General features: G+C 63.5%; 24 protein-coding genes. 15 read left to right on the top strand and 9 right to left on the bottom strand.

All coding sequences use genetic code 11. The features are described 5' to 3' along the window. The first annotated feature begins 63 nt into the window (after window positions 1-63). From VEC01_RS10010 to VEC01_RS09960, 11 genes are all read left to right on the top strand, one after another. Window positions 64-873: a cytochrome C assembly family protein gene (locus tag VEC01_RS10010; RefSeq protein ID WP_324900667.1), complete on the top strand. Its 810-nt coding sequence runs from the start codon at window positions 64-66 to the stop codon at window positions 871-873. Next, complete coding sequence (locus VEC01_RS10005) at window positions 870-1,118, top strand: PP0621 family protein (RefSeq protein ID WP_324900666.1); 249 nt, start codon at window positions 870-872, stop codon at window positions 1,116-1,118. The genes VEC01_RS10010 and VEC01_RS10005 overlap by 4 nt, the downstream gene beginning before the upstream one ends. Window positions 1,119-1,182: 64 nt before the next feature. Next, window positions 1,183-2,871, top strand: a complete 1,689-nt coding sequence (locus tag VEC01_RS10000) for a sensor histidine kinase (RefSeq protein WP_324900665.1) — start codon at window positions 1,183-1,185, stop codon at window positions 2,869-2,871. Between the two features lie 48 nt (window positions 2,872-2,919). Next, a complete protein-coding gene (locus tag VEC01_RS09995; RefSeq protein WP_324900664.1) occupies window positions 2,920-4,404 on the top strand; it encodes a sigma-54 dependent transcriptional regulator in 1,485 nt (494 codons plus the stop codon). Then, window positions 4,401-4,994 carry a 1,6-anhydro-N-acetylmuramyl-L-alanine amidase AmpD gene (ampD, locus tag VEC01_RS09990; RefSeq protein ID WP_324900663.1) on the top strand — a complete coding sequence of 198 codons (594 nt, stop codon included), beginning with the start codon at window positions 4,401-4,403 and terminating at the stop codon, window positions 4,992-4,994. The genes VEC01_RS09995 and ampD overlap by 4 nt, the downstream gene beginning before the upstream one ends. A 356-nt stretch (window positions 4,995-5,350) precedes the next feature. Further along, window positions 5,351-8,266 carry a ribonucleoside-diphosphate reductase subunit alpha gene (locus tag VEC01_RS09985; RefSeq protein WP_324900662.1) on the top strand — a complete coding sequence of 972 codons (2,916 nt, stop codon included), beginning with the start codon at window positions 5,351-5,353 and terminating at the stop codon, window positions 8,264-8,266. Window positions 8,267-8,327: 61 nt separating this feature from the next. After that, complete coding sequence (locus tag VEC01_RS09980) at window positions 8,328-9,512, top strand: ribonucleotide-diphosphate reductase subunit beta (protein ID WP_324900661.1); 1,185 nt, start codon at window positions 8,328-8,330, stop codon at window positions 9,510-9,512. 140 nt (window positions 9,513-9,652) lie between these two features. After that, on the top strand, window positions 9,653-9,793 hold the full coding sequence (locus VEC01_RS09975; RefSeq protein ID WP_324900660.1) for a hypothetical protein: 141 nt from the start codon (window positions 9,653-9,655) through the stop codon (window positions 9,791-9,793). A gap of 240 nt (window positions 9,794-10,033) precedes the next feature. Beyond that, a complete protein-coding gene (locus VEC01_RS09970; RefSeq protein ID WP_324900659.1) occupies window positions 10,034-10,564 on the top strand; it encodes a histone H1-like repetitive region-containing protein in 531 nt (176 codons plus the stop codon). A gap of 98 nt (window positions 10,565-10,662) precedes the next feature. Then, window positions 10,663-11,205 carry a YggT family protein gene (locus VEC01_RS09965; RefSeq protein WP_324900658.1) on the top strand — a complete coding sequence of 181 codons (543 nt, stop codon included), beginning with the start codon at window positions 10,663-10,665 and terminating at the stop codon, window positions 11,203-11,205. Beyond that, window positions 11,202-11,507 (top strand): DUF167 domain-containing protein, encoded by a 306-nt coding sequence (locus VEC01_RS09960; RefSeq protein ID WP_324900657.1) that lies wholly within the window; start codon window positions 11,202-11,204, stop codon window positions 11,505-11,507. Before VEC01_RS09965 ends, VEC01_RS09960 begins: the two co-directional genes overlap by 4 nt. A gap of 60 nt (window positions 11,508-11,567) precedes the next feature. Here VEC01_RS09960 and VEC01_RS09955 read toward each other — a convergent pair whose 3' ends face one another. The 9 genes from VEC01_RS09955 to VEC01_RS09915 form a co-directional block, all read right to left on the bottom strand. Beyond that, complete coding sequence (locus tag VEC01_RS09955) at window positions 11,568-12,023, bottom strand: glycine zipper 2TM domain-containing protein (protein ID WP_324900656.1); 456 nt, start codon at window positions 12,021-12,023, stop codon at window positions 11,568-11,570. A 19-nt stretch (window positions 12,024-12,042) separates the two neighbouring features. Then, window positions 12,043-12,975 carry a carbohydrate kinase family protein gene (locus VEC01_RS09950; protein WP_324900655.1) on the bottom strand — a complete coding sequence of 311 codons (933 nt, stop codon included), beginning with the start codon at window positions 12,973-12,975 and terminating at the stop codon, window positions 12,043-12,045. Window positions 12,976-13,048: 73 nt separating this feature from the next. Next, entirely contained in the window at window positions 13,049-14,185 is a 1,137-nt protein-coding gene (locus VEC01_RS09945) for a DUF3426 domain-containing protein (protein ID WP_324900654.1), read from the bottom strand. Between the two features lie 4 nt (window positions 14,186-14,189). Then, the gene (gene prmA / locus VEC01_RS09940) at window positions 14,190-15,101 is read right to left on the bottom strand and encodes a 50S ribosomal protein L11 methyltransferase (RefSeq protein ID WP_324900653.1); all 912 of its coding nucleotides are present in this window, start codon (window positions 15,099-15,101) and stop codon (window positions 14,190-14,192) included. Window positions 15,102-15,113: 12 nt separating this feature from the next. Continuing rightward, complete coding sequence (accC, locus tag VEC01_RS09935) at window positions 15,114-16,463, bottom strand: acetyl-CoA carboxylase biotin carboxylase subunit (RefSeq protein ID WP_324900652.1); 1,350 nt, start codon at window positions 16,461-16,463, stop codon at window positions 15,114-15,116. A 192-nt stretch (window positions 16,464-16,655) separates the two neighbouring features. Then, the gene (gene accB, locus VEC01_RS09930; protein WP_324900651.1) at window positions 16,656-17,129 is read right to left on the bottom strand and encodes an acetyl-CoA carboxylase biotin carboxyl carrier protein; all 474 of its coding nucleotides are present in this window, start codon (window positions 17,127-17,129) and stop codon (window positions 16,656-16,658) included. A gap of 80 nt (window positions 17,130-17,209) precedes the next feature. After that, window positions 17,210-17,647: a type II 3-dehydroquinate dehydratase gene (aroQ, locus tag VEC01_RS09925; protein WP_324900650.1), complete on the bottom strand. Its 438-nt coding sequence runs from the start codon at window positions 17,645-17,647 to the stop codon at window positions 17,210-17,212. A gap of 83 nt (window positions 17,648-17,730) precedes the next feature. Further along, complete coding sequence (locus VEC01_RS09920) at window positions 17,731-18,252, bottom strand: TlpA disulfide reductase family protein (protein WP_324900649.1); 522 nt, start codon at window positions 18,250-18,252, stop codon at window positions 17,731-17,733. Next, entirely contained in the window at window positions 18,249-18,863 is a 615-nt protein-coding gene (locus VEC01_RS09915; RefSeq protein WP_324900648.1) for a hypothetical protein, read from the bottom strand. The genes VEC01_RS09920 and VEC01_RS09915 overlap by 4 nt, the downstream gene beginning before the upstream one ends. Before the next feature lie 141 nt (window positions 18,864-19,004). Between VEC01_RS09915 and mpl the strand changes: the two genes are divergently transcribed. The 4 genes from mpl to VEC01_RS09895 are packed head-to-tail and all read left to right on the top strand — an operon-like array spanning window position 19,005 to window position 23,534. After that, window positions 19,005-20,381 carry a UDP-N-acetylmuramate:L-alanyl-gamma-D-glutamyl-meso-diaminopimelate ligase gene (gene mpl, locus VEC01_RS09910; protein WP_324900647.1) on the top strand — a complete coding sequence of 459 codons (1,377 nt, stop codon included), beginning with the start codon at window positions 19,005-19,007 and terminating at the stop codon, window positions 20,379-20,381. Continuing rightward, window positions 20,378-20,962, top strand: a complete 585-nt coding sequence (locus VEC01_RS09905) for a YqiA/YcfP family alpha/beta fold hydrolase (RefSeq protein ID WP_324900646.1) — start codon at window positions 20,378-20,380, stop codon at window positions 20,960-20,962. Before mpl ends, VEC01_RS09905 begins: the two co-directional genes overlap by 4 nt. After that, window positions 20,959-21,552, top strand: a complete 594-nt coding sequence (locus VEC01_RS09900; protein ID WP_324900645.1) for a chorismate--pyruvate lyase family protein — start codon at window positions 20,959-20,961, stop codon at window positions 21,550-21,552. The genes VEC01_RS09905 and VEC01_RS09900 overlap by 4 nt, the downstream gene beginning before the upstream one ends. Continuing rightward, a complete protein-coding gene (locus tag VEC01_RS09895; RefSeq protein ID WP_324900644.1) occupies window positions 21,549-23,534 on the top strand; it encodes a ribonuclease catalytic domain-containing protein in 1,986 nt (661 codons plus the stop codon). The genes VEC01_RS09900 and VEC01_RS09895 overlap by 4 nt, the downstream gene beginning before the upstream one ends. The last annotated feature ends 46 nt before the right edge of the window (window positions 23,535-23,580 follow it).

The raw sequence follows: 23,580 nt of genomic DNA, 5'->3' as shown, positions 1-23,580 counted from the left end.
GGCGGGGCCGGTTGCCCCCCTACATGGTGTAAACTCGGAGTCTGCTCATAACCCGTTCCCGCGATGCATACTTATTTCTTCGTTCTGGCGGCCTTGCTGTACGCGCTCTGCGCCTTCCTGCCGTCGCAGCAGCGCGTCCCGATTTCCGCCGGCACGGCTGCTGCCTGGCTGTTGCATGGCGGTGCTTTGTGGGCGGACATGGCGGGACCGGGCTCCCTGCGCATCGGCTTCGCGATCATGCTGTCGGCCACGCTGTGGATATCGGTCGGTGCGTACTGGCTGGAGAACCGCAACCTGTCGCTGGACGGATTGCGCGTGCTGGTGCTACCCTGCGCCGCGCTGGCGGTGATCCTGCCGGTCCTGTTTCCGGGCAGCGTGGTGCCGCTGGAAGGCAGGACGGCATTGTTTCCCTGGCATGTCGCGATCGCGATTCTTGCCTACAGCACGCTGACCATCGCCGCCTTCCACGCGGTTCTGATGGCGGTGCAGGAGTCGCGCCTGCATGCGCATACCGGTGCCGCGCAAGGCGGATGGCTGGCGATGGCGATCGACCGCCTGCCGGCGCTGCTGACGATGGAACGCCTGCTGTTCCGGCTCATCGCCTTCGGCTTCGCCTTGCTGACGCTGACGGTGCTGTCCGGCATCGTCTTTTCTGAAGAGTTGTTTGGCACGCCGATCAAGTGGGACCACAAGACGGTCTTCACGATGCTGTCCTGGATTCTGTTCGGCGCGTTGCTGACCGGGCGGGTCTGGCGCGGCTGGCGCGGTAAGACCGCGCTGCGTTTCACGCTGACCGGTTTTGCCACCTTGCTCCTGGCGTATGTGGGCAGCCGTTTCGTCCTGGAAGTGGTGCTGCACCGGGGCCTCGCATGAAATACCTGCTGTGGGCGCTGATCGCCTTCGCCATCGTCCTGTGGATCATGCATGCGAAGAAGGCGGTGCGGCAGCAGGCGCGCAAATCCGCCAGACCGGAAGCACCGGTCGTGGCCGAGCGGATGGTGTGCTGCGCGCATTGCGGCACCTACGTGCCGGCTTCCGAGTCGGTTCCCTTCTCCGGCGTTTCCTTCTGCAGCGAGGAGCATCGGCGCTTGCATTCCTCCAGCCATCCCCAGGCATGAAGCCATCCTCGCGGATTGCATTCCCGGCCGCGATGCAGGGCGCTGCCCGAACCGGGGGGCGTTGATGGCGCCGCGTCTCAGGGAAACCCGCGAAACCTTCTGGCGCACGCTGCAGACCTTCTGCGTCACGCGCATCGTGATCGCAATCGTGCTGCTGGTCTATCTCGGCGTCGACGCGGTGCAGGATGGCGCGGGCGCGAAGCTGGCCAGTAACTGGGATGTCTTTGTGGTCTACGGCATGATCGCGATCGGGTTTGCATTGCTGTCGGTCTACTGGCGCCGCCAATTCATGTCGCAGCTGCTGCTCCAGCTGCTGGTCGATATCGCCGCCATCTCCATGCTCTACGTCGCCAGCGGCGGCGCGCGCAGCGGACTGGCGATCCTGTACCTGTTTCCGCTGGCGGGCGCGGCCATCCTGGCGCCGCTGGTGCTGGCGTTGTTCTTCGTTTCCGTCGTCACGCTGGTCATGCTGTCGGAAAGCGGCTATCAGTTGCTGTATTCGACGACCGAAGCGTCGCCGTCGCGGGTCGGGCTCTATGGCGCGGCGTTCTTCATCGCGATCTTCGTGGTCAACCGGCTTGCGGCGAAGCTGATCAAGCAGGAGAACCTTGCCGCCCAGCGCGGGCGCGACCTGAAGCTGCAGGAAGCAATCAACCGGCTGGTGATCGCCGACATGGGCGACGGGATCCTGGTGGTAGGACGCGATACCGAGGTGTTCGCCGGCAATCCCGCGGTGGAACGCATGCTCGGGCTTCAGATTGTTTATGATCAACCGCACTTCAAGCTGATCGACACGCCGTTCCTGCGGCCGATCGCCGATGCGTTTCTTGCGTGGCTTGCGCATCTCGATGGCGGCGCCGCCATGCCGGACTCCTCGTCCTTCGTCCGTATAAAGCGTGGGGATGAGGTTGCTCCCGTCATTACCGGCATGGCCGGCCGCGACCGGCGGTGGGAACGGGTTGCCCATCTGAAGCTGCGGTTCGCGCGGGTGGAAACCGCCAACCCGGCGGAGGACAGGACGGTGATCTTCCTGCAGGACGTGACGGAAATCGAAAACCGGGCGCAGCAGCTGAAGCTGGCCTCGATGGGCCGCCTGACCGCCAGCATCGCGCATGAAGTGCGCAACCCGCTGTCGGCGATATCGCATGCGGCATCACTGCTGAAGGAAGACATCACCGAGCCGACCCAGGGCAGGCTGCTGAAGATTGTCGGCGATAACGTCGTGCGGCTGAACCAGATGATCGAAGATATCCTGAAGCTGTCGCGCAAGGCGCATGCGAATAATGAGCCGCTACCGCTCGGCACCTTCCTGACGAACCTGGTCGAGGAGTTCCGGGAAAGCCATGGCCTGCGTGAAGGTGTGATCGAGATCGGTGACATGGCTTCCCACCGGGTGCGTTTCGATCCCGTGCACCTGCACGAGGTGGTGGTGAACCTGCTGTCCAATGCGGTGAGGTATGCCAGCGGACGGGACGGCAGCGTCCGCCTGCACGCATTCGCGCCCCAGGCTGAGCGCCTGGAACTCCACGTGCAGGATGACGGTCCGGCAATTACGCCGGAAGTGCGGGCGCACCTGTTCGAGCCTTTCTACACCACGTCCAGCAAGGGCACCGGCTTGGGGCTCTACCTGGCGCGCGAATTGTGCTTGAATAACGGTGCCATGCTCGATTACGAATACCGGATGGGCATGTCGAGCGAGGGCATGGATGAACCGAGCGGCAGGTTCGTGGTCACCTTCGCCGCGCTCGCCTGACGCAATGACGAATCCACCACAACATACCGAAAGAGCTGAACCGCTGCCATGACTGCACCTCGAATCCTGGTCGTCGACGATGAGGCCGATTTGCGCGAGTTGCTCGAGATTACCCTCGTCAAGATGGGACTCGACGTCGACTGCGCCGAATCCATGGCCGCTGCCCGCGGCCACCTGGCGCGCACCGACTACGCGCTGGTGTTGACCGACATGCGGCTGCCGGACGGAATGGGCATCGAATTGGTGCGCGAGGTCGCGGCCGCGCACCGGAACACGCCGATCGCGGTGATCACCGCTTTCGGCAGTGCCGAGAACGCGGTGGCGGCGCTCAAGGCAGGCGCCTTCGATTACCTGTCCAAGCCGGTCGGCCTGGACCAGCTGCGGCTGCTGGTGCAGTCGGCGTTGCGCATGCACAAGTCGCCGGCTGGCCCGGGGCAGGTGGCGGGCGATGGCGCGGCGGCCAGCTCTTGCCTGATCGGCGAGTCGGCCGTCATGCAGGAACTGCGCGCGCAGATCGTACGGCTGGCGCGCAGCATGGCACCGGTGGCCATCACCGGCGAGTCGGGCAGTGGCAAGGAGCTCGCCGCGCGCGACATCCATGCGCACAGCGCGCGCGCCGACAAGCCTTTCATCGCGGTCAACTGCGGCGCGATCCCGGAAGCGCTGATGGAAGCGGAATTCTTCGGTTACCGCAAGGGCGCGTTTACCGGCGCCAACGAGGACCGCGACGGTTTCTTCCAGGCCGCCAACGGCGGTACGCTGATGCTCGACGAAGTGGCCGACCTGCCCCTGCAGATGCAGGTCAAGCTGCTGCGCGCGATCCAGGAGCGCCGGGTGCGCAAGGTTGGCGCAACGGTGGAAGAACCGGTCGATGTCCGCATCATCAGTGCCACCCATCAGAACCTGGCCGAATGTGTGGAGAAGGGACGCTTCCGGCAGGATCTCTATTACCGGCTGAACGTGATCGAGCTGCGCCTGCCGCCGTTGCGCGAGCGGCTGGAAGACATCGGCCTGCTTGCAGATGTGCTGCTCGAGCGGATGTCCGCGCCCGGCGGCAAGACGGTGCTGTCCGCGCAGGCGCTGGACGCGCTGCGTGCATATGCCTTCCCGGGCAATGTGCGCGAGCTGGAAAACATCCTGGAGCGTGCCCTCGCGTTTGCCAACGACGGCGAGATCGCGGTCGGCGATCTCGCCCTCAAGGGCGCGCACATGCCCCCGCCCGGCGCCGCCGCCGACGCAGCGCCTGCACCCGCACCTGCGACCGCAACTGCACTGGAACCGGTTGCGGAACGCGCGGGTGTACCGGCTCCCGTGCCGGCAACGGATCACGCGCTTGCCGTACCCCAGCGCCCGGATGACGACTTGCCGGGTTCGCTGCCGGATTATCTCGACAATGTCGAGCGCGAAATCATCCGGCGCGCACTGTCGAAGACCCATTTCAACCGTACCCAGGCGGCGGAACTGCTCGGCATCAGCTTCCGTCAGCTGCGCTACCGCATGCAGCGGCTGGATATCCACGAGCCCGATACATGAACCGATACCGGATCGGCGACGACGGCTGGGCTGACGGCGCCGCGCGTTCACCGTCGCCAAACTTCGACACCCGCGCCCCGGACACCGAGATCCGGCTGCTTGTGATCCATAACATCAGCCTGCCGCCAGGCCGCTTCGGCGGCACGGAAATCGAGGACCTGTTCTGCAACCGCCTCGATTGCGACGCCCATCCCTATTTCGACCAGTTGCGCACGCTGCGCGTCTCGGCGCACTTCCTGATCCGGCGCGACGGCACGGTGATCCAGTTCGTCTCCGCCAACGACCGCGCCTGGCATGCAGGCGCCTCCACGTTCTGCGGGCGCGAGCGATGCAACGACTTCTCGATCGGGATCGAGCTTGAGGGCACCGACTTCGAACCCTTCGACCCCTGCCAGTACGCGGCGCTGGCCGAATTGACGCAGGCGCTCGCGCAGCGCTATCCGCTCACCGATGTTGCGGGGCATGAACATATCGCACCCGGACGCAAGACCGATCCCGGTCCCTTCTTCGATTGGGAAGCCTATCGCAAGTCCTTGATGCAAAACGGACAGCTTGCCCGCTCTCTCGTTGATCTGAAATTTCCTTCATGACCGGCTGAAAAAGTCAACCGGTTTGTGTGGCAAAAAATTATTTCAGATCAAGTAAAAAACATATTGCATCCTCATAAACCTGGCACTAGAATTAGTACCAATCGCGGCGTGAACCACTAGATATAGTGGGTCGCGATTTCCTTTTTTTGGGCTGTTCAGGTTGTTCCTCAGCAAAGAGCTTGAGTGTGGACGGGCGGTGAGCAGCTCTCCCCTCGGGCGACACGCCGCAGGCCGAAAGTCCGTTCAACATGTCGCAAGCGCGACGGCGTGAACGTGAACCCCGGTCGGGCCGGGCATTCTAATTAATAAACAACAAGCAGCTGCACGGCTGCGGGCATTACAGCGAAGGAGGCTAGATGCACACCACTACCCAGGAAGTTTCCAACAAGTCCCCCGTCGAACTCGGGCTGATCTCCACCCCGGCTGGCACCTCGGCTGCCGCGCCCGCCGGCCTTTCGGTGAGCCTCGGCGACTACAAGATCATCCGCCGCAATGGCGCCGTGGTCGGGTTCGAGCCGTCGAAGATTTCGATCGCGATGACCAAGGCCTTCCTTGCTGTAAACGGCGGCCAGGGTGCGGCATCAGCCCGGGTGCGCGAACTGGTCGAGCAGTTGACCGCCGGCGTGGTTGCCGCACTGGTGCGCCGCCAGCCGGCCGGCGGCACCTTCCATATCGAGGATGTGCAGGACCAGGTGGAACTGGCGCTGATGCGCTCGGGCGAGCATGACGTCGCGCGCGCCTACGTGCTGTACCGCGCCAAGCGCATGGAAGAGCGCGCGCAGCAGCAGGCGGCCAAGGGCGTCGACGCGCCGCAGCTGCATGTCACCGAGAACGGCCAGAGTCGCCCGCTCGACCTCGATCAGGTGCGCAGCCTGATCACCGCCGCCTGCGTCGGACTGGAGAAGCATGTCGACGCCGAGGCCATCCTGGCTGAAACCATCAAGAACCTGTACGACGGCGTGCCGGTCGAGGAGCTGCACAAGTCGGCCATCCTGGCCGCGCGCGCGCTGATGGAAAAGGACCCGGCCTACAGCAAGGTCACCGCCCGCCTCTTGATGCACACCATCCGCAAGGAAGTGTTCGGCCAGGAAGTGGCGCAGGCCGATGCGCAGCAGCACTATATCGAATACTTCCCGAAATTCATCAAGAAGGGCATCGAGGCCGAACTGCTCGACCCGAAGCTGGCGCAGTACGACCTGCAGAAGCTGGCCGAAGCGATCAAGCCGGAACGCGACCTGCAGTTCGGCTACCTCGGCCTGCAGACCCTGTACGACCGCTACTTCCTGCACATCCAGGGCACCCGGATCGAAATGCCGCAAGCCTTCTACATGCGGGTCGCGATGGGCCTGGCGCTCAACGAGATCGACCGCGAGGCGCGCACCATCGAGTTCTACAACCTGCTGTCGTCGTTCGACTTCATGAGCTCGACGCCGACGCTGTTCAATTCCGGCACGCTGCGCTCGCAGCTGTCCTCTTGCTATCTGACCACGGTATCGGATGACCTGGAGGGCATTTACGAGGCGATCAAGGAAAATGCGCTGCTGGCCAAGTTCGCCGGCGGCCTGGGTAACGACTGGACCCCGGTGCGCGCACTGGGCGCCCATATCAAGGGCACCAACGGCAAGTCGCAGGGCGTGGTCCCGTTCCTGAAAGTCGTGAACGACACCGCGGTTGCGGTCAACCAGGGGGGCAAGCGCAAGGGCGCTGTTTGTGCCTACCTGGAAACCTGGCACATGGACATCGAGGAATTCCTCGACCTGCGCAAGAACACCGGCGACGACCGCCGCCGCACGCACGACATGAACACCGCGAACTGGATACCCGACCTGTTCATGAAGCGCGTGATGGAAAAGGGCGAGTGGACGTTGTTCTCGCCGTCGGATGTGCCGGACCTGCATGACAAGTACGGCCGCGCCTTCGAGGAAGCCTACACCGGCTACGAAGCCAGGGCCGCCCGCGGCGAGCTGAAACTATATAAGAAGGTGCAGGCAATCGACCTGTGGCGCAAGATGCTGTCCATGCTGTTCGAGACCGGTCATCCCTGGATCACCTTCAAGGACCCGTGCAACATCCGTTCGCCGCAGCAGCACGTGGGCGTGGTCCACAGCTCCAACCTGTGCACCGAGATCACGCTCAACACCAACGATTCCGAAATCGCGGTTTGCAACCTCGGCTCGGTCAACCTGCCGGCCCACATGAAGGACGGCAAGCTCGATCACGCCAAGCTGCAGAAGACCATCCGCACTGCGATGCGCATGCTGGATAACGTGATCGACATCAACTATTACGCGGTCAAGAAGGCGCGCGACTCCAACTTGCGGCACCGCCCGGTCGGTCTGGGCATCATGGGTTTCCAGGACTGCCTGCACATGATGCGCGTGCCGTATGCATCGATGGAGGCGGTGGAATTCGCCGACCGCTCGATGGAAGCCGTCTGCTATTTCGCCTACTGGGCCTCGACCGAGCTGGCGGAAGAACGCGGCCGCTACAGCTCCTACCGCGGTTCGTTGTGGGACCGCGGCATCCTGCCGCAGGATTCCCTGAAGCTGCTGGCCGAGGAGCGCGGCGGCTACCTGGAAGTCGACAGCTCGGAAACCATGGATTGGGCAGCCCTGCGCGACCGCATCAAGACCCATGGCATGCGCAATTCGAACTGCGTGGCGATCGCGCCGACCGCGACCATCTCCAACATCATCGATGTGTCCGCCTGCATCGAGCCGACGTACCAGAACCTGTACGTGAAGTCGAACCTGTCGGGCGAGTTTACCGAGATCAACGAGAACCTGGTGCGCGACCTGAAGGCGCGCGGCCTGTGGGACGAAGTGATGGTTGCCGACCTGAAGTACTTCGACGGCAGCCTGGCCAAGATCGACCGCATCCCGCAAGACCTGCGCGACATTTACGCCACCGCGTTCGAAGTCGATCCGAAGTGGCTGGTCGAAGCGGCGTCTCGCCGCCAGAAGTGGATTGACCAGGCGCAATCGCTCAATATTTATATGGCGGGCGCGTCCGGCAAGAAGCTCGACGAGACCTACAGGCTCGCCTGGCTGCGCGGACTGAAGACCACCTACTACCTGCGCACCATCGGCGCCACCCATGCGGAGAAGTCGACCACCAAGGCCGGCGCGCTGAACGCGGTGTCGGCCACGGGCAGCCTTGGCAGCGTCACCGTCGCGACGGGCGCGACGCCGGCGGCGGAAGACCTCGCCGGCCCGGCATGCATGCTGCGCCCGGGGGATCCCGGCTTCGACGAGTGCGAAGCCTGCCAGTAAGCCGGACGTTCACTTGAACACCACGCAACCAAAACTACAATACCTGTAAGGAAGATCTGCCATGCTAAGTTGGGATGACGAAGCAAGCCCCGCTGCACAACCTGCCCGCGCGCCGCAACCCGCGCTCTCTCCCGTGATGCCGTCCGCGCCGCGCCCGCTGCAGTCCGCCGACGTCGCGCTCGATCCGGCGCTGGTGACCCCGCCGCAATCCGCATCGGGCGACGAGACGCGCCGGGTCAATGCCGCGGACAAGCGCATCATCAATGGCCAGACCGATGTCAACCAGCTGGTTCCGTTCAAATACAAATGGGCCTGGGACAAGTACCTGGCCGGCTGCGCGAACCACTGGATGCCGCAGGAAATCAACATGCAGCGCGACATCGAGCTGTGGAAGAACCCGAACGGCCTGACCGAGGACGAGCGCCGCATCATCAAGCGCAACCTCGGCTTCTTCGTGACCGCGGATTCGCTCGCAGCCAACAACATCGTGCTCGGCACCTACCGCCACATCACCGCCCCCGAGTGCCGCCAGTACCTGCTGCGCCAGGCGTTCGAAGAGGCAATCCACACGCACGCGTACCAGTACATCGTCGAGTCGCTCGGCCTGGACGAGGGAGAGATCTTCAACGCGTATCACGAGGTGGCGTCGATCCGCGACAAGGATGAATTCCTGATCCCGTTCATCGATGTGCTGACCAACCCGCAGTTCAAGACCGGTACCGTCGAGGCGGACCAGACACTGCTGCGGTCGCTCATCGTGTTTGCATGCCTGATGGAAGGTTTGTTCTTCTATGTCGGCTTCACGCAGATCCTCGCGCTCGGTCGCCAGAACAAGATGATGGGAGCGGCAGAGCAGTACCAGTACATCCTGCGCGACGAGTCCATGCACTGCAATTTCGGAATCGATCTCATCAACACCATCAAGCTCGAGAACCCGCATCTGTGGACTGCCGACTTCCGCGACGAGATCAAAGCGTTGTTTTTACGTGCGGTGGAGTTGGAATATCGCTACGCAGAGGATACAATGCCGCGTGGAGTACTCGGTTTGAATGCGCCGATGTTCAAAGGGTACTTGCGATTCATCGCGAATCGCCGCGCACAGCAGATCGGTCTCGATCCGATGTTCCCGCAGGAAGAGAATCCCTTCCCATGGATGAGCGAGATGATCGATCTGAAGAAGGAACGCAACTTCTTCGAAACGCGAGTGATCGAATACCAGACCGGTGGAGCACTGAGCTGGGAATGAACAAGAACAGACCGCGCTTCGGACTTGTGCAACGGATGGAGAGACAGCAGTCGACTCGACACCGGTAGCCGGAAAGAGACTGCAACACCGAGAGGCTACACCCTAACTTGATGGACAGTAGACGAACGACTCGATCTTCTGTGATTCAGCCGCTGAGCACGACACTGTCGGGCAAGGCGGCTTTTTCTTTGAAAAATCTGTTGGTTTTTCAGAAAGAGTATTCCCACGCCGGTTTTGCTGCCGGCGTTTTTTTTGGCTGCGGCGACCGCGGCGCCTCTTGAGCGCGCGGTCAGGATCTCCGTCACTGCCGACGCGCGGCGGTGACCCGAAGAAGAGAGACGCAACCGAATGAGGCTGAAGTGCTGCATGTATGAGGTGATGCAGCAGTTCAGCTGGTGCCGAATTCATTAGTGCAAGCAGAGGTTGCTTGTGCCGATGAATAATCCGCGTGGCCATCGCGATGACCATGCGGGTTTCCAACCTCGTAGTTTGAACTTTCTCATCACGTGAAGGAGAAACAAATGGCAACAGCTAAGAAACCCGCCGCCAAGAAGGCAGCGGCCGCCAAGAAGCCGGCGGCGAAGAAGGCAGCAGCTCCGAAGAAGGCGGCAGCAGCAGCCAAGAAGCCGGTAGCCAAGAAGGCGGCAGCGCCGAAGAAGGCAGCAGCAGCCAAGAAGCCGGTAGCCAAGAAGGCAGCAGCGCCGAAGAAGGCAGTGGCCGCCAAGAAGCCGGTAGCCAAGAAGGCAGCAGCGCCGAAGAAGGCAGCAGCCCCGAAGAAGGCGGCAGCAGCCAAGAAGCCGGCAGCCAAGAAGGCAGCAGCGCCGAAGAAGGCAGCAGCAGCCAAGAAGCCGGTAGCCAAGAAGGCAGCAGCCAAGCCGGCTGCGAAGAAAGCCGCCGCTCCCAAGAAAGCTGCAGCTCCGAAGAAGGCAGCAGCTCCGAAGAAGGCAGCAGCCAAGCCGGCAGCCAAGCCCGCCGCCGCTGCAGCCCCGGCTGTGAAGACCGTGTTGAACCCGGCAGCGGCCTGGCCGTTCCCGACCGGCACTCGTCCGTAATCGCCGAGCTTGCTTGGATGCCTGATTAAGTTCAGGCAAAATGCCCGTGGTGCGGCGCCATGCCGCACGACGGGCTTTTTATTTCTGGAGATCGGATAGTGCTCAACAGCATACTTACGTTGATTGTCGATACCGTCGCCGCGGTGCTGGGCGGCGTGCTGCTGCTGCGTTTCTGGATGCAGGTGGTGCGTGTGCGTCCGCCCACTTCGCTTGGACAGTTCACGTTCCAGCTCACTGACTGGCTGGTGCGCCCGCTGCGCCGGCTGCTGCCGGGAGTCGGCGGTTACGACTGGGCAAGCCTGATTGCCGCGTGCCTCGTGATCGTGATCGCGGTGGCGATCGATCTCGCGGTGATGTCGCGCTTCGCGCCGCAATACCTTCTGCTGCTGTCGCTGCTGCGCTTCTTCGAGTGGGTGTTCTACGGCTTCATGGGACTGCTTCTCATCGAAGTGATCTTCAGCTGGGTCAACCCGCATGCGCCGCTGGCGCCCTTCATCCGCGCACTGAACGAGCCGCTGCTGAATCCGATCCGCCGGGTCCTGCCCTTGATCGGCAACATCGATCTCTCGCCGCTGGTGCTGTTCATCGTGCTGCGCATCGGCCTGATGCTGGTGACCGAGCTGGTGATGTCGCTTGCATGAGCCGCGACTGGTGTACGCCGGTAAAAGGCGGGGTCCGGATCAGCGTCCAGATCACGCCGAACGCCAAGAAAAGCGAAGTCATCGGCGTGCTGGAGGATGCATTGAAGATCAAGCTGCAGGCGCAGCCGATCGAGGGCCGGGCAAACGAAGCCCTGGTCCGCTTCCTCGCCGCCATGCTGGATGTGCCAAGGAGCGCCGTGGCCATCACCCACGGCCACACCAATAAACGCAAGATCATCGAAGTCAGCGCGGCGATTAGCGTCGAGCGCGCCGCACAGGCGCTGCTTCCCGCCGCGCCATGAAAAACGCCCCGTTCCGAGCAGAAACGAGGCGCTCCCTTCATCCATGCTGTCAAAAAGAGTCTACTGCCGCGTGACCTTCGATATGCCGTTCGCAGTGGTGATCGTGACCCGGTCGCCGATGCGATAGGATTCGCCCGCGTCGACCCGGAAATTGCGCACTTCACCGTTGTCGAACTGCACTGTCAGTTCCGTCGACGCGCTGCTCTTGTTTGACTCTTCGAGCCGTTGTCCCGCCATGCTGCCGGCGACAGCGCCGCCGACTCCGGCTACCGCACTTCCGGTGCCGCTGCCGATCCGGCTGCCGGCGACACCGCCGAGGATGGCGCCGACCATCGATCCCACGCCCGACGCGCGGCCGCCGTGCACCGTCACGTCGCGCACATTGGTCACGCGCGCGGTTTGCACCAGCGTGCTGCCCTGGGTCGACATCACGGTCTCCGGCGGCCGGCCGGACGCGCAGCCGGCCAGCAGGGCCGCACCCAGCAAGGTGGCTGACAACGGTGAACGTGAGCGCATGCTTTCCCAGTCGTCTGAATCAGAATCGGTATCCGAAGGCTTTGTGGAAGCGGTCCTCGATCTCCTGCCGGCTCGGCGCATGGTTCTGCCCGCCCTGCTGCGCGATCTTGATCGAGCCCATCAGGCTGGCGAGACGGCCGGTGGTTTCCCAGTCCATGCCCTGTGTGATCCCGTACATCAGGCCGGCACGGAAGGCATCGCCGCATCCGGTCGGATCGACCACCGCCTCCGCGGTCACGCAGGGGATCTCGTAACGCTGGCCGTTTGCGAAGATCTCGGCGCCCTTGTCGCCGCGCGTGACGATCAATGCCGATACGCGCCTGGCGACCTGATCGAGCGACAATTCGGTGCGGCCGGTCAACAGTTCCGCTTCATAATCATTGACCGCGACGTAGGTAGCCAGTTCAATGAAATGCACCAGCTCGCTGCCGTTGAACATCGGCAGGCCCTGGCCCGGGTCGAAGATGAAGGGGATGTCGAGGTCCACGCAATCCACCGCATGCTGGAGCATGCCGTCGCGTCCGTCGGGCGCGACGATCGCCAGCTTCACGGGACCGGCGTCGGCGACCTTGTTCTCGTGCGAGAAGGTCATCGCGCCCGGATGGAAGGCGGTGATCTGGTTGCCGTTCACGTCGGTCGTAATGAAGGCTTGCGCAGTGTAGGAGGTGTCGATGGTGCGCACGCAGCGGCGCGTGATCTGCAGCCGGTCCAGCCGCTCGAGATAGGAGCCGCCGTCGTTGCCGATGGTCGCCATGATCAGCGGATCGCCATTCAGCAGCTTCAGGTTGTAGGCGATATTGCCGGCGCAGCCGCCGAACTCGCGCCGCATTTCCGGCACGAGGAAGGCGACGTTGATCTTGTGCAGCTGGTCAGCCAGCAATGCTTCGGAAAAGCGCCCGCCGAACTGCATGATGGAGTCATAAGCGAGCGAGCCGCAGATTAAGGATGTCATGGATGCCTGCCAGTTCAAATAAAGGAAGAGGAACCGGTGCGCTGCCGCAGCCACCGGGCGATGCCGAAGTGTATTACGGATAGAACAGATAGACCCTGTATCCCGATGCCTTGAGTTGCGCCAGTTCAAAGAACAGCTTCACCGGCTGCTCCGAACCGGCCGGGAACCCTGGTTTGGCGTCAGGCGCGGGCAGGTATTCGCGCGGCAGGAACACGCGGCGCGCCAATGGCTTTTCGGCGCTGTCGTTGAGCGTCAGTTCGATCGCGGGCCATGCCTGTTCCGTCGCCCCGTGGTTGCGCAGCAGGACGGCCAGCGCGAAGGTGCTTGAATCGGCAGCGACCGTTTGCAGCTCGCTCGACTCGATCGATACCGCGTCGATCTGCGCCGGCAGGCCGACCTGGCAGCCGAGCCGGGCGCAGGCGGCGGCGAGCGCGGGCTTCGTGTCCGGATACCAGGCAGCGATCTGGTCGCGAAACACGTAGGCGGCCTGCGCCAGCAGCGCAAACAGCAGGACCACCGACCCCGCAGCCATCATGATGCGCAGCACGCGCCCGACGCGCTGGCGGCGCCGGCCCTTCTTCACGAAGCTGGGTTCTTCGTATTCGGCAGCCTCGGCGCGGTCCAGCGCATCGCCGTCGGCAAGTTCCGAGGCATCCTGCTCCCGGCGCCACGGCTTGCTTTCGAGGTCGTCGATCGCCTGTCCGATTGAATCATCGGTCTCTTCCACGGCAGCGCCGGGTGCGCGGTTGCCGTCCACCGGCTCACGCCGTCCGTCCGCGAAATCCATGAGCGTCATGCGCAGCAGCGGATCGTCTTTCTGCCGGACGGGTTCCGGAGCCGGCTTGTTATCGGCGAGCGGAGCCGCATCTTCCGGCACGGGCGCGGCGGTTGTCACAGCCGGGGCTGCGGCGGGCGGCGGTGCATCGTGCAGATCGTCGGGGATGTCGATATGGAAATCGATATGCGGGAGCGTGACGCTGTCCGCGGGCGTCGGCGTCTCCGGTTTCGCAGGGCTTTCCTGCATGGCGGGTTGCGGTGCGCGGGCCGTCCCCGGCACCTGCTCCAGCGCTTCCGGCTTGAGCAGGTTTTCGATGCCGTTGAAGATCTGCTTGCAGGCGCCGCAGCGCACCAGCCCGGCGCGCAGCTTCAGCTGGTCATGCGCGACCCGGAATGTCGTATGGCAATGAGGACATTGGGTTGCGAGTGCCATCGGCTTATTGCGCGTCGGGCACCCGGCCGGACAGCGCCACCCAGCCTTCGTGGGCGGCCCACACCGACATCTTGATGAAGGGCGCGTAAGCCGCTGCGACTTCGTCGGCCTGGCGTTCGAGGATGCCGGACAGGACCAGACGGCCGCCCGGGGCAACGCGCGAGGACAGCATCGGCGCCATCAGTTTCAGCGGGCTGGAGAGAATGTTGGCGACCACGACGTCGAAGGTTTTCTGCTGCGCGTGCTGGGAGAATGCTTCCGGCAAATAATAGTCGATTTCGCAGTGGTTGCGTTCGCTGTTGTAGCGAGCCGACTCGATCGCCTGCGGATCGATGTCGACACCGACTACCGGCGTCGCGCCGAGCTTCCTGGCCACCATCGCCAGGATGCCGGAGCCGCAGCCATAGTCGAGCACCGACTGGTTGTGCGGCGGGTTGGCTTCCAGCCATTCCATGCACAGCCGGGTGGTCGGATGGCTGCCGGTGCCGAACGCGAGGCCGGGATCGAGTTCCAGAATCAGGCCGTTCGGATCCGGCGCGTCGTGCCAGCTCGGCACCACCCAGATATTGCAGCCGATGTGGATCGGTTCGAACTGGGACTGCGTCAGTCGCACCCAGTCCTGCTCGGCCACGCTGCGCAGCGTGTATGCAGGGGAGGGAATACCGCAGGCCGCGGCGGCCTCGGCGACGATCGCCGCGTGGTCCGCGGCTTCATCGGCCAGTGCGACGACCCGGCTGTGTTCCCAGGCCGCTTCGGCAGGTTCCATCCCCGGTTCGCCGAACAGCGGACGTTCGGCTTCCGTGCCTTCGTCCGCGTCCTCGACCGAAACCGACAGCGCCCCGGCTTCCATCAGTGCGTCGGAGAGTGTCTCCGCGTGGTCGCGCGCGACTTCGATGACGATTTCGGTCCAGCTCATGACTATGCCTCGTTACTTCGCCCGGTCGGCGAGTTTCTGTTCCAGGTAGTGGATGTTGGTGCCGCCCTCGATGAAGCGCGCATCCACCATCAGGTCGCGGTGCAGCGGGATGTTGGTCAGGATGCCTTCGACCACCATTTCCGACAGCGCGATCTGCATCCGGCGGATCGCCTGCTCGCGGGTGGCGCCGTACGAGATCACCTTGCCGACCATGGAGTCGTAGGTCGGCGGCACGAAGTAGCCGGCGTAGGCATGCGAATCGACGCGGATGCCGGGGCCGCCGGGCGCGTGCCAGGCGATGATGCGGCCCGGCGAGGGCGTAAACTTGAACGGGTCTTCCGCGTTGATGCGGCACTCGATTGCATGACCGGACAATTCGATGTCGCGCTGGCGGAAGCGCAGCTTCTCCCCGGCGGCGACGCGGATCTGCTCCTGCACCAGGTCGACGCCCGTGATCATTTCGGTGACCGGGTGTTCCACCTGGATACGGGTGTTCATCTCGATGAAGTAGAACTCGCCGTTCTCGTACAGGAATTCAAAGGTGCCCGCGCCGCGGTAGCCGATCTTGCGGCAGGCTTCGGCGCAGCGGTCGCCGATACGCTCGATCAGCTTGCGGGGAATGCCGGGCGCCGGTGCTTCCTCGATCACCTTCTGGTGTCGGCGCTGCATGGAGCAATCGCGCTCGCCGAGCCAGACGGCATTCTTGAATTCGTCGGCCAGCACCTGGATCTCCACGTGACGCGGATTCTCCAGGTACTTCTCCATATAGACTTCCGGATTGCCGAAGGCCGCGCCGGCTTCCGACTTGGTCATCGTGACCGCGTTCAGCAGCGCCGCTTCGGTGTGCACCACGCGCATGCCGCGTCCGCCGCCGCCGCCGGCGGCCTTGATGATGACCGGGTAGCCGATCTTGCGCGCGATGCGGATGATTTCCTTCGGGTCTTCCGGCAGCGCCCCGTCCGAGCCGGGCACGCAGGGCACGCCGGCCTTGATCATCGCCTGCTTGGCCGATACCTTGTCGCCCATCATTCGGATCGACTCCGGACGCGGGCCGATGAAGACGAAGCCGGACTTCTCCACGCGCTCGGCGAAGTCAGCGTTCTCCGACAGGAAGCCGTAGCCGGGGTGGATCGCCTCGGCGTCGGTCACTTCCGCCGCGCTGATGATTGCGGGCATGTTGAGGTAGCTTTGCGCGGACGGCGCCGGGCCGATGCAGACCGATTCGTCGGCCAGCTTCACGTACTTGGCGTCGCGGTCGGCTTCGGAATGGACGACGACCGTCTTGATGCCCATTTCACGGCAGGCGCGCTGAATGCGTAATGCAATTTCGCCGCGGTTGGCGATCAATATCTTCTCAAACATGGGCGGGCTCCGCGGCGAAATTGCTGCTGCCTGCGGCAGCTGCGCGATTTAGCTGCGCTGCTGCGCCGCCGTGCGGCTGGCCGCCGCGATTTGCGATAAGGATTTTTTCAAACATGGTGGATGATCAGTGATGCCTGTGTCACGTTAAGGGGGGGCAGGAGGGGCGGCATCTATATATATGCCGCGCGGTGCTTAACCGATCACAAACAGCGGCTGGCCGAATTCCACCGGCTGGCCGTTCTCCACCAGGATCTGCTTGATTACGCCGGATGCGTCGGCGTCGATTTCATTGAGCAGCTTCATCGCTTCGATGATGCACAGGGTGTCGCCTTCCTTCACGGTCGAACCGACGTCGACGAACGGGGGATTGCCCGGAGCGGAAGAACGGTAGAAGGTGCCGACCATCGGCGACTTGACGATGTGGCCTTCCGGTTCGGCAGGCGCGGCGGGCGCGGCCGGTGCGCCGGCGGGCGCGGCGACAGGCGCGGCAGCGGGAGCGGTCACGGTTTGCGGCAGCGATTGCGGCTGCATCATCACGACCTGGTTTTGCGGGGCGCCCGAGGATTTGACGATACGGACTTTGCTTTCGCCTTCGGTGACTTCCAGCTCGGCGATGTCTGATTCGGCGACGAGGTCGATCAGCGTCTTCAGTTTTCTTAGATCCATATGAAATTCCTCAGATTTGTGTATTTATTACAATCGGAATCGCCACAATTATAAGTGGGTTTGCAGCGAGATAATGAAAATTACAGCTTTTTGAGCGCGTACTCGACTGCCGCCTGGTATCCGTCGACGCCCAGTCCGCAGATCACGCCGACAGCGATTGCGGACAGGTAGGAGCGATGTCGGAAGCTTTCGCGCCGATGGATGTTGGAGATGTGTACTTCGACAAACGGGATGGCGACGCCGGCCAGTGCATCGCGCAGCGCGACGCTGGTATGCGTGAGTCCGCCGGGGTTGATGATGATGGCGTCGACGCCTTCCAACCGGGCCGCCTGGATGCGGTCGATCAGCGCGCCTTCATGGTTGCTCTGGAAGCTGGCGAGGCTCGCGCCGGCGGCGGCTGCCTGGGCAGCGGCTGCCTGCTCGATATCGGCCAGCGTCGTCGAGCCGTACACCTCCGGTTCACGTGTGCCCAGCAGGTTCAGGTTCGGGCCATTGACCAGAAGAAGTTTGTTTGCCATGGAGTTGCGACTCCGTTTGACGAGGATGCCGAATTTTGCCGCCAAATGATGCTGATTGGCAAGGAAAAAGATGGTACTGCCAACTAGAGCGACGCAAGGTCCTTCCGCAACTCGTCCATCTTCAGACGGCCGAGATAGGTCTTCTTCACCTGTCCGTCGCGTCCGACCAGAACCGTAAAGGGCAGGCCGCCGCCGCGGTTCCCCAGTTCCCGCGACAACTCGGTGCCATTCAGGCCGCCGATGTAGAGCGGATAACTGATCTTGTACTTTCGCGCGAATTCGGCGATGTTCGACGGGGAATCGATCCCGATGCCCAGGATGCGGACGCCGGACGCGTCCAGCTCCTGTTGCAATGCCGATAACTCCGGCATCTCCTCGACACAGGGCGCGCACCAGGTCGCCCAGAAGTTGACGATCAGCGTCTTGCCTTTCCATTGCCCCAATTGCTGCTGCTGGCCACCGGAATCAGCCATCACCTGCGACAGAAGTTTGCCGACAGCGCCGGAGTCCGGCGTCTCCGGCGCCACGCGCGTATTGGCAAAAAAGATGCCAATTCCGGCAAACAGCACGGCAACGATCAGGTAAACGACAATATTTTTCTTCATTTCTGTTCTGTTTCGGCAATCAATGCACGCACTCCCTCGGCATTCGCCCGCAGCGGCCGGCCGTCCGGACCGGCCTTGGCCGCGCCCCGCACATCATCGGTTTCATACAGCGCCAGATGCACACCTTCGTCATGCCACATGAAGCTGACCGTCTCCACCGGTTCGCCGCGCCCGGAAAAATGCGGGGTTTCCGACACCTCGAAATCGACATTTTTATTAAGCAGGAAGATTTCCACATCCTTCGCGCTTTCGGCAAACAGTTGCAGGTGGATGTCGGAATGCTCGCCGGCGGTGCCATTCAGGACCGCGCCGGTCAGATAAGGCGAAAAGCGAGCGAGGTCCTCCATCAGTCGCAGTGCCAGCTTGCGCAGATGCAGCAGGCGCGCGGGCTGCGTATCGGCGAAAAACAGTTCATTATAGATACGCACTTCTTCTTCGATCTGCGCGTTATCCGGCATGATCTCGCCGCGGACTTTCGCGTTTCCCAGTACCTGCCTGGCCGCCTTCTTCTTTGCCGTCCCGTAGTCGGCGCCGTCCTCGGCGATCAGGCGGGCAGCTGCGGCGGCGATTTCGGCGCGCAGCATCTCCGTGTTCGATGTGAAATTGCTCATGGGGCTCGATGATACTCCGTAAGGCGCGGGACCGCGGCTCAGGTAAAATTCAGGGTCCCGCCGGAAAAGCGCCGCTCTTGTCACTTTGACCTTGCGCCGCGCATTTCAGTCCGGGCTTTTTACTTATATTGAATCACCACAATGCATATCCACATTCTCGGCATCTGCGGCACCTTCATGGGCGGCCTGGCGGTGCTGGCCAAGGAAGCCGGCCACAAGGTGACCGGCTGCGACGCCAATGTCTACCCGCCGATGAGCACGCAGCTGCAGGCGCAGGGCATCGAACTGATCGAAGGTTTCGGCCCGGAGCAGGTGAACCTGCAGCCCGACCTGTTCGTGATCGGCAATGTCGTCTCGCGCGGCAATCCGCTGATGGAAGAAATCCTGAACCGCGGCCTGCCCTATACCTCCGGTCCGCAATGGATAGGCGAACACATCCTGCGCAACAAATGGGTGCTGGCGGTCGCCGGCACGCACGGCAAGACCACGACCTCCTCCATGCTGGCCTGGATCCTGGAAGACGCCGGCTATGACCCCGGCTTCCTGATCGGCGGCGTGCCGATGAACTTCGGCATTTCGGCACGGCTCGCCGGCAAGGCGGACGACTCGAATTTCTTCGTGATCGAGGCGGATGAATACGACACCGCCTTCTTCGACAAGCGGAGCAAGTTCGTCCATTATCGCGCCAGGACCGCGATCCTGAACAACCTGGAATACGACCATGCCGACATCTTCCCGGATCTCGGCGCGATCGAAACCCAGTTCCACCATCTGGTGCGTACCGTGCCCGGCGTCGGCCGGCTGGTCGTCAACGGACGCGAGGAATCGCTTCAGCGCGTGGTCGCGCGCGGCTGCTGGAGCGAGAAGGAATGGTTCGGCGTGTCCGGCGATGCAGGCTGGGGGCTGCGGGACCATGAGGACGGCAGCTTCGACGTGCGCTTCAACGGCGAGGTCCAGGGCACGGTGAACTGGTCCCTGACCGGCGAGCACAACCGGCTCAATGCGCTGGCATCGATCGCCGCCGCCCGCCACGTCGGCGTCGCGCCGGCGCTGGCCATCGAAGCCCTGTCGCGCTTCGAAAGCGTCAAGCGCCGCATGGAAGTGCGCGGCGTGGTCAACGGCATCACCGTCTACGACGACTTCGCCCATCACCCGACGGCGGTCGCCACGACGGTGGCCGGCCTGCGCAGGAAAGTCGGCGCCGCCCGCATCCTGGCAGTGCTCGAACCCCGTTCGAACACGATGAAGCTGGGCACCATGAAGGAGGCGCTGCCCGGCAGCCTGTCCGATGCCGACCTGGTGTTCGGCTACGGCGCAAAGGCCGGCAAGGATGCGCTCGGCTGGAACCTCGGCGAAGCGCTCGCGCCGCTCGGCGCGAAGGCTGCCGCCTATGACGAACTGGGTGCGCTGGTGCAGGCGATCGTGACGGCGGCGCAACCGGGCGACCATGTGCTGGTGATGAGCAACGGCGGCTTCGGCGGCGTGCATCAGAAGATCCTGGACACGCTGTCGCAATGATTCTCTACCTCCACGGTTTCCGTTCGTCGCCGCTGTCGTTCAAGGCGCGCATGATCGAAGCGCGCATGGCCGCGCTCGGGCGCGGCGGCGAATATCAGTGCCCGCAGCTGTCCGCCTCGCCGCGCGAGGCGATTGCGCTGGCCGAGCGGCTCGCAGGCAGCGTCCCCGCCGAACGGCTGACGCTGATCGGCTCCTCGCTCGGCGGCTTCTATGCCACCTGGCTGGCGGAGCGGCTGGGCTGCCGCGCGGTGCTGCTCAATCCGGCGGTCGACCCCGCGCGCGACCTGGACAAGCATGTGGGCGCCGCAACCACCTTTCATTCCGGCGAACCGTTCGAATTCAAGCGCGAGTACGTCGGCGAATTGCAGGCGCTTGCGGTCGAACGGATCACCCGGCCGGAACGCTACCTGCTGCTGGCGGCAACCGGCGATGAAGTGCTCGACTGGCGCGAGATGGTTGCCCGCTATCCCGGCGCGCAGCAATGCATCATCGAAGGCAGCGACCACGGCATTTCGGATTTCGACAAGTACCTAGACCGCGTGCTTGCCTTCTGCGGCATCGACACGGGAGCGGCCGCGTGAGGCCGTACGGGGTAGGTCATGCGCGCTGGCTTTCGCATGTGAACGGTGTCAACGCCAGCATGCAGATGCGGGACTGGCTGACGGACACCGTGTCCCTGACCATGAAACTGACCGCGCGCAGCGAGCAGTTCCGGGTGCGGCGCCTGCGTCAGGAACGCGGGCTTTGCCTGGCCGATGAATTCGCCGCGGTGGAACTGCCGCGCCGCCGGCTCGTGCAGGAGCGGGAAGTGCTGCTGCAGTGCGACGGCAGGCCGGTGGTGTTCGCACACACCATCGTGCCTCTCGATGCGACAACCTACGACTGGCCGTTCTTCGGCACGCTCGGCGAGCGTTCGCTCGGCACCACGCTGTTCGGCGATCCGCGCGTGACGCGCGGCGCGCTGCAGTACGCGAGGCTGTGCCGGCAGCATCCGCTGGTGCGCCGCGCCAGTGCCGCGCTTGGCGGCGCGGATTTCCGCGCGCCGCTGTTCGCGCGGCGTTGCCTGTACCGGCGCCGCCGCGGCGTACTGCTGGTGACCGAACTCTTCCTGCCGGCGATCCTGAACCTGCGGACACCGATTAAACAAGCTGACAAGCAAAACATCCGATGAATCTGTTTTTTGAAGAATCCGGCGATTTCAAGGCCGGTACCGTCCTGTCCCAGCAGGGGGAGGCGTACCAGGTTGAACTGCAGACCGGCAAGCGCACCAAGGTCAAGGCCCGCGACATCCTGTTCCAGTTCGCCTCGCCCGACCCGGCGCAGGTGCTGAGCGACGCGAAATCGCTGGCGGAGGAAATCGACCTCGACTTCCTGTGGGAAGTCGCCGGCCAGGAGGAATTCGGCTATGCCGAGCTGGGCGCCGAATATTTCGGCCATGAGCCCAAGCCGCATGAAGCCGCCGGCCTGCTGCTGCGGCTGCACAGCGCGCCGGTTTATTTCTACAAAAAGGGCAAGGGCCGCTACAAGGCCGCGCCCGAAGCGTCGCTGAAGGCGGCGCTGGCCGGCATCGAAAAGAAGAAGCAGCAGGCGCTGGTGCAGGCGCAGTACGTCGAGCAGCTGAAGGCGCACCAGTTGCCGGACGCCTTCAAGCCCATCGTGACACAGCTGTTGTTCAAGCCCGACAAGAACGGCATCGAATACAAGGCGCTGGAAGAGGCGAGCAGCGCGCTCCAGGTATCACCGCAGCGGCTGATGCTCGCGGCGGGCGGTATCGCATCGCCGAAGGAGCTGCATCTGTCGAGGTTCCTGTTCGAGCACTTCCCGAAGGGCACGCGCTTCCCGTCCATCAGCCTGCCCGGCGTGTCCTCGCTGCCGGTGGCGGATGTGCAGGCGTTTTCCATCGACGACGTCACCACGACCGAAATCGACGACGCCTTCTCCGTGGTACGGCAGGCCGACGGCAAGGTACGGGTGGGCATCCATATTGCCGCGCCCGGCCTCGGCATCAAGCGCGGCGACGCGATCGACGCGATCGCGCGGCAACGCCTGTCCACCGTCTATATGCCGGGTGACAAGATCACCATGCTGCCCGACGAACTGGTGGAATCCTTCACTCTCGCCGAAGGCCGTACCTGCCCGGCGGTATCGCTGTACGCGACGCTCGATCCATCCGACTGGTCGGTGGTGGCCACCGAGACCAGGGCGGAGGCGGTCCCGATTGCCGCCAACCTGCGGCACAACGACCTCGACGAGATGGTTACCGAGGAAAGCCTGGCCGCGGGCAGCGGCGACTATGCGCACAAGAGCGAGATCGGCCTGCTCTGGCAATGGGCGCAGGTGCTGGAAATGGGGCGCATGGCCAAACGCGAAAGCTTCGGCCTGAAGCCGGAGCAGGCGAACCGGGTCGACTTCAATTTCTACGTGGAAGACGACGTCGTCACCATCCTGCGCCGCAAGCGCGGCGCGCCGCTGGACAAGATCGTTGCCGAACTGATGATCTTCGCCAACAGCACCTGGGGCAGGCTGATGCACGAGCACGGGGTGCCGGGCATTTACCGCGCCCAGGGCGGCGGAGGCGGCGGCTGGGCGGCCAGGATGCAGGTGCGCATGGTCACCCATGCGGCACCCCACCAGGGTCTGGGCGTGGACCAGTATGCGTGGAGCACCTCGCCGCTGCGGCGCTATACCGACCTGGTGAACCAGTGGCAGATCCTTGCCTGCGTCGAGCACGGCGTGACTGCCCCGCTGGCGGCGCCGTTCAAGCCCAAGGATGCCGACCTGTTCGCGATCGTGTCCGCTTTCGACGCCGCCTACGCCGCCTATGCGGACTTCCAGGGCAACATGGAACGCTACTGGTGCCTGCGCTGGCTGGCGCAGGAAAACGCAAGGCAGGTGAATGCGGTCGTGCTGAAGGACGAGGTATTGCGCCTGGTTGATATTCCGCTCATCCTGCGCCTGCCCGGCATGCCGCAGGTCGCGCGCGGTACCCAGGTCCGGCTTGACCTGATCCGCTGGGATGAGGTGGACCTCACGGTCGAGGCGCGGCTGATCGAAGTGACAACGGCGACGGCCGAAGCCGACGCGGTGGCGATCGAAGATGAAGAAATTGCCATTGCAGAAGCCGAAGCGAATGCCGAATCAGCGTCTAAGTAAGCGGGGTTTATCGTAAAATCCTAGGCTTCTGAACCGCCAGTTTTTC

Origin of the sequence: Noviherbaspirillum sp. (genome assembly GCF_035627455.1) — a bacterium.
Lineage (GTDB): Bacteria > Pseudomonadota > Gammaproteobacteria > Burkholderiales > Burkholderiaceae_D > Noviherbaspirillum.
This window is presented reverse-complemented; position numbering and strand designations above follow the sequence as displayed.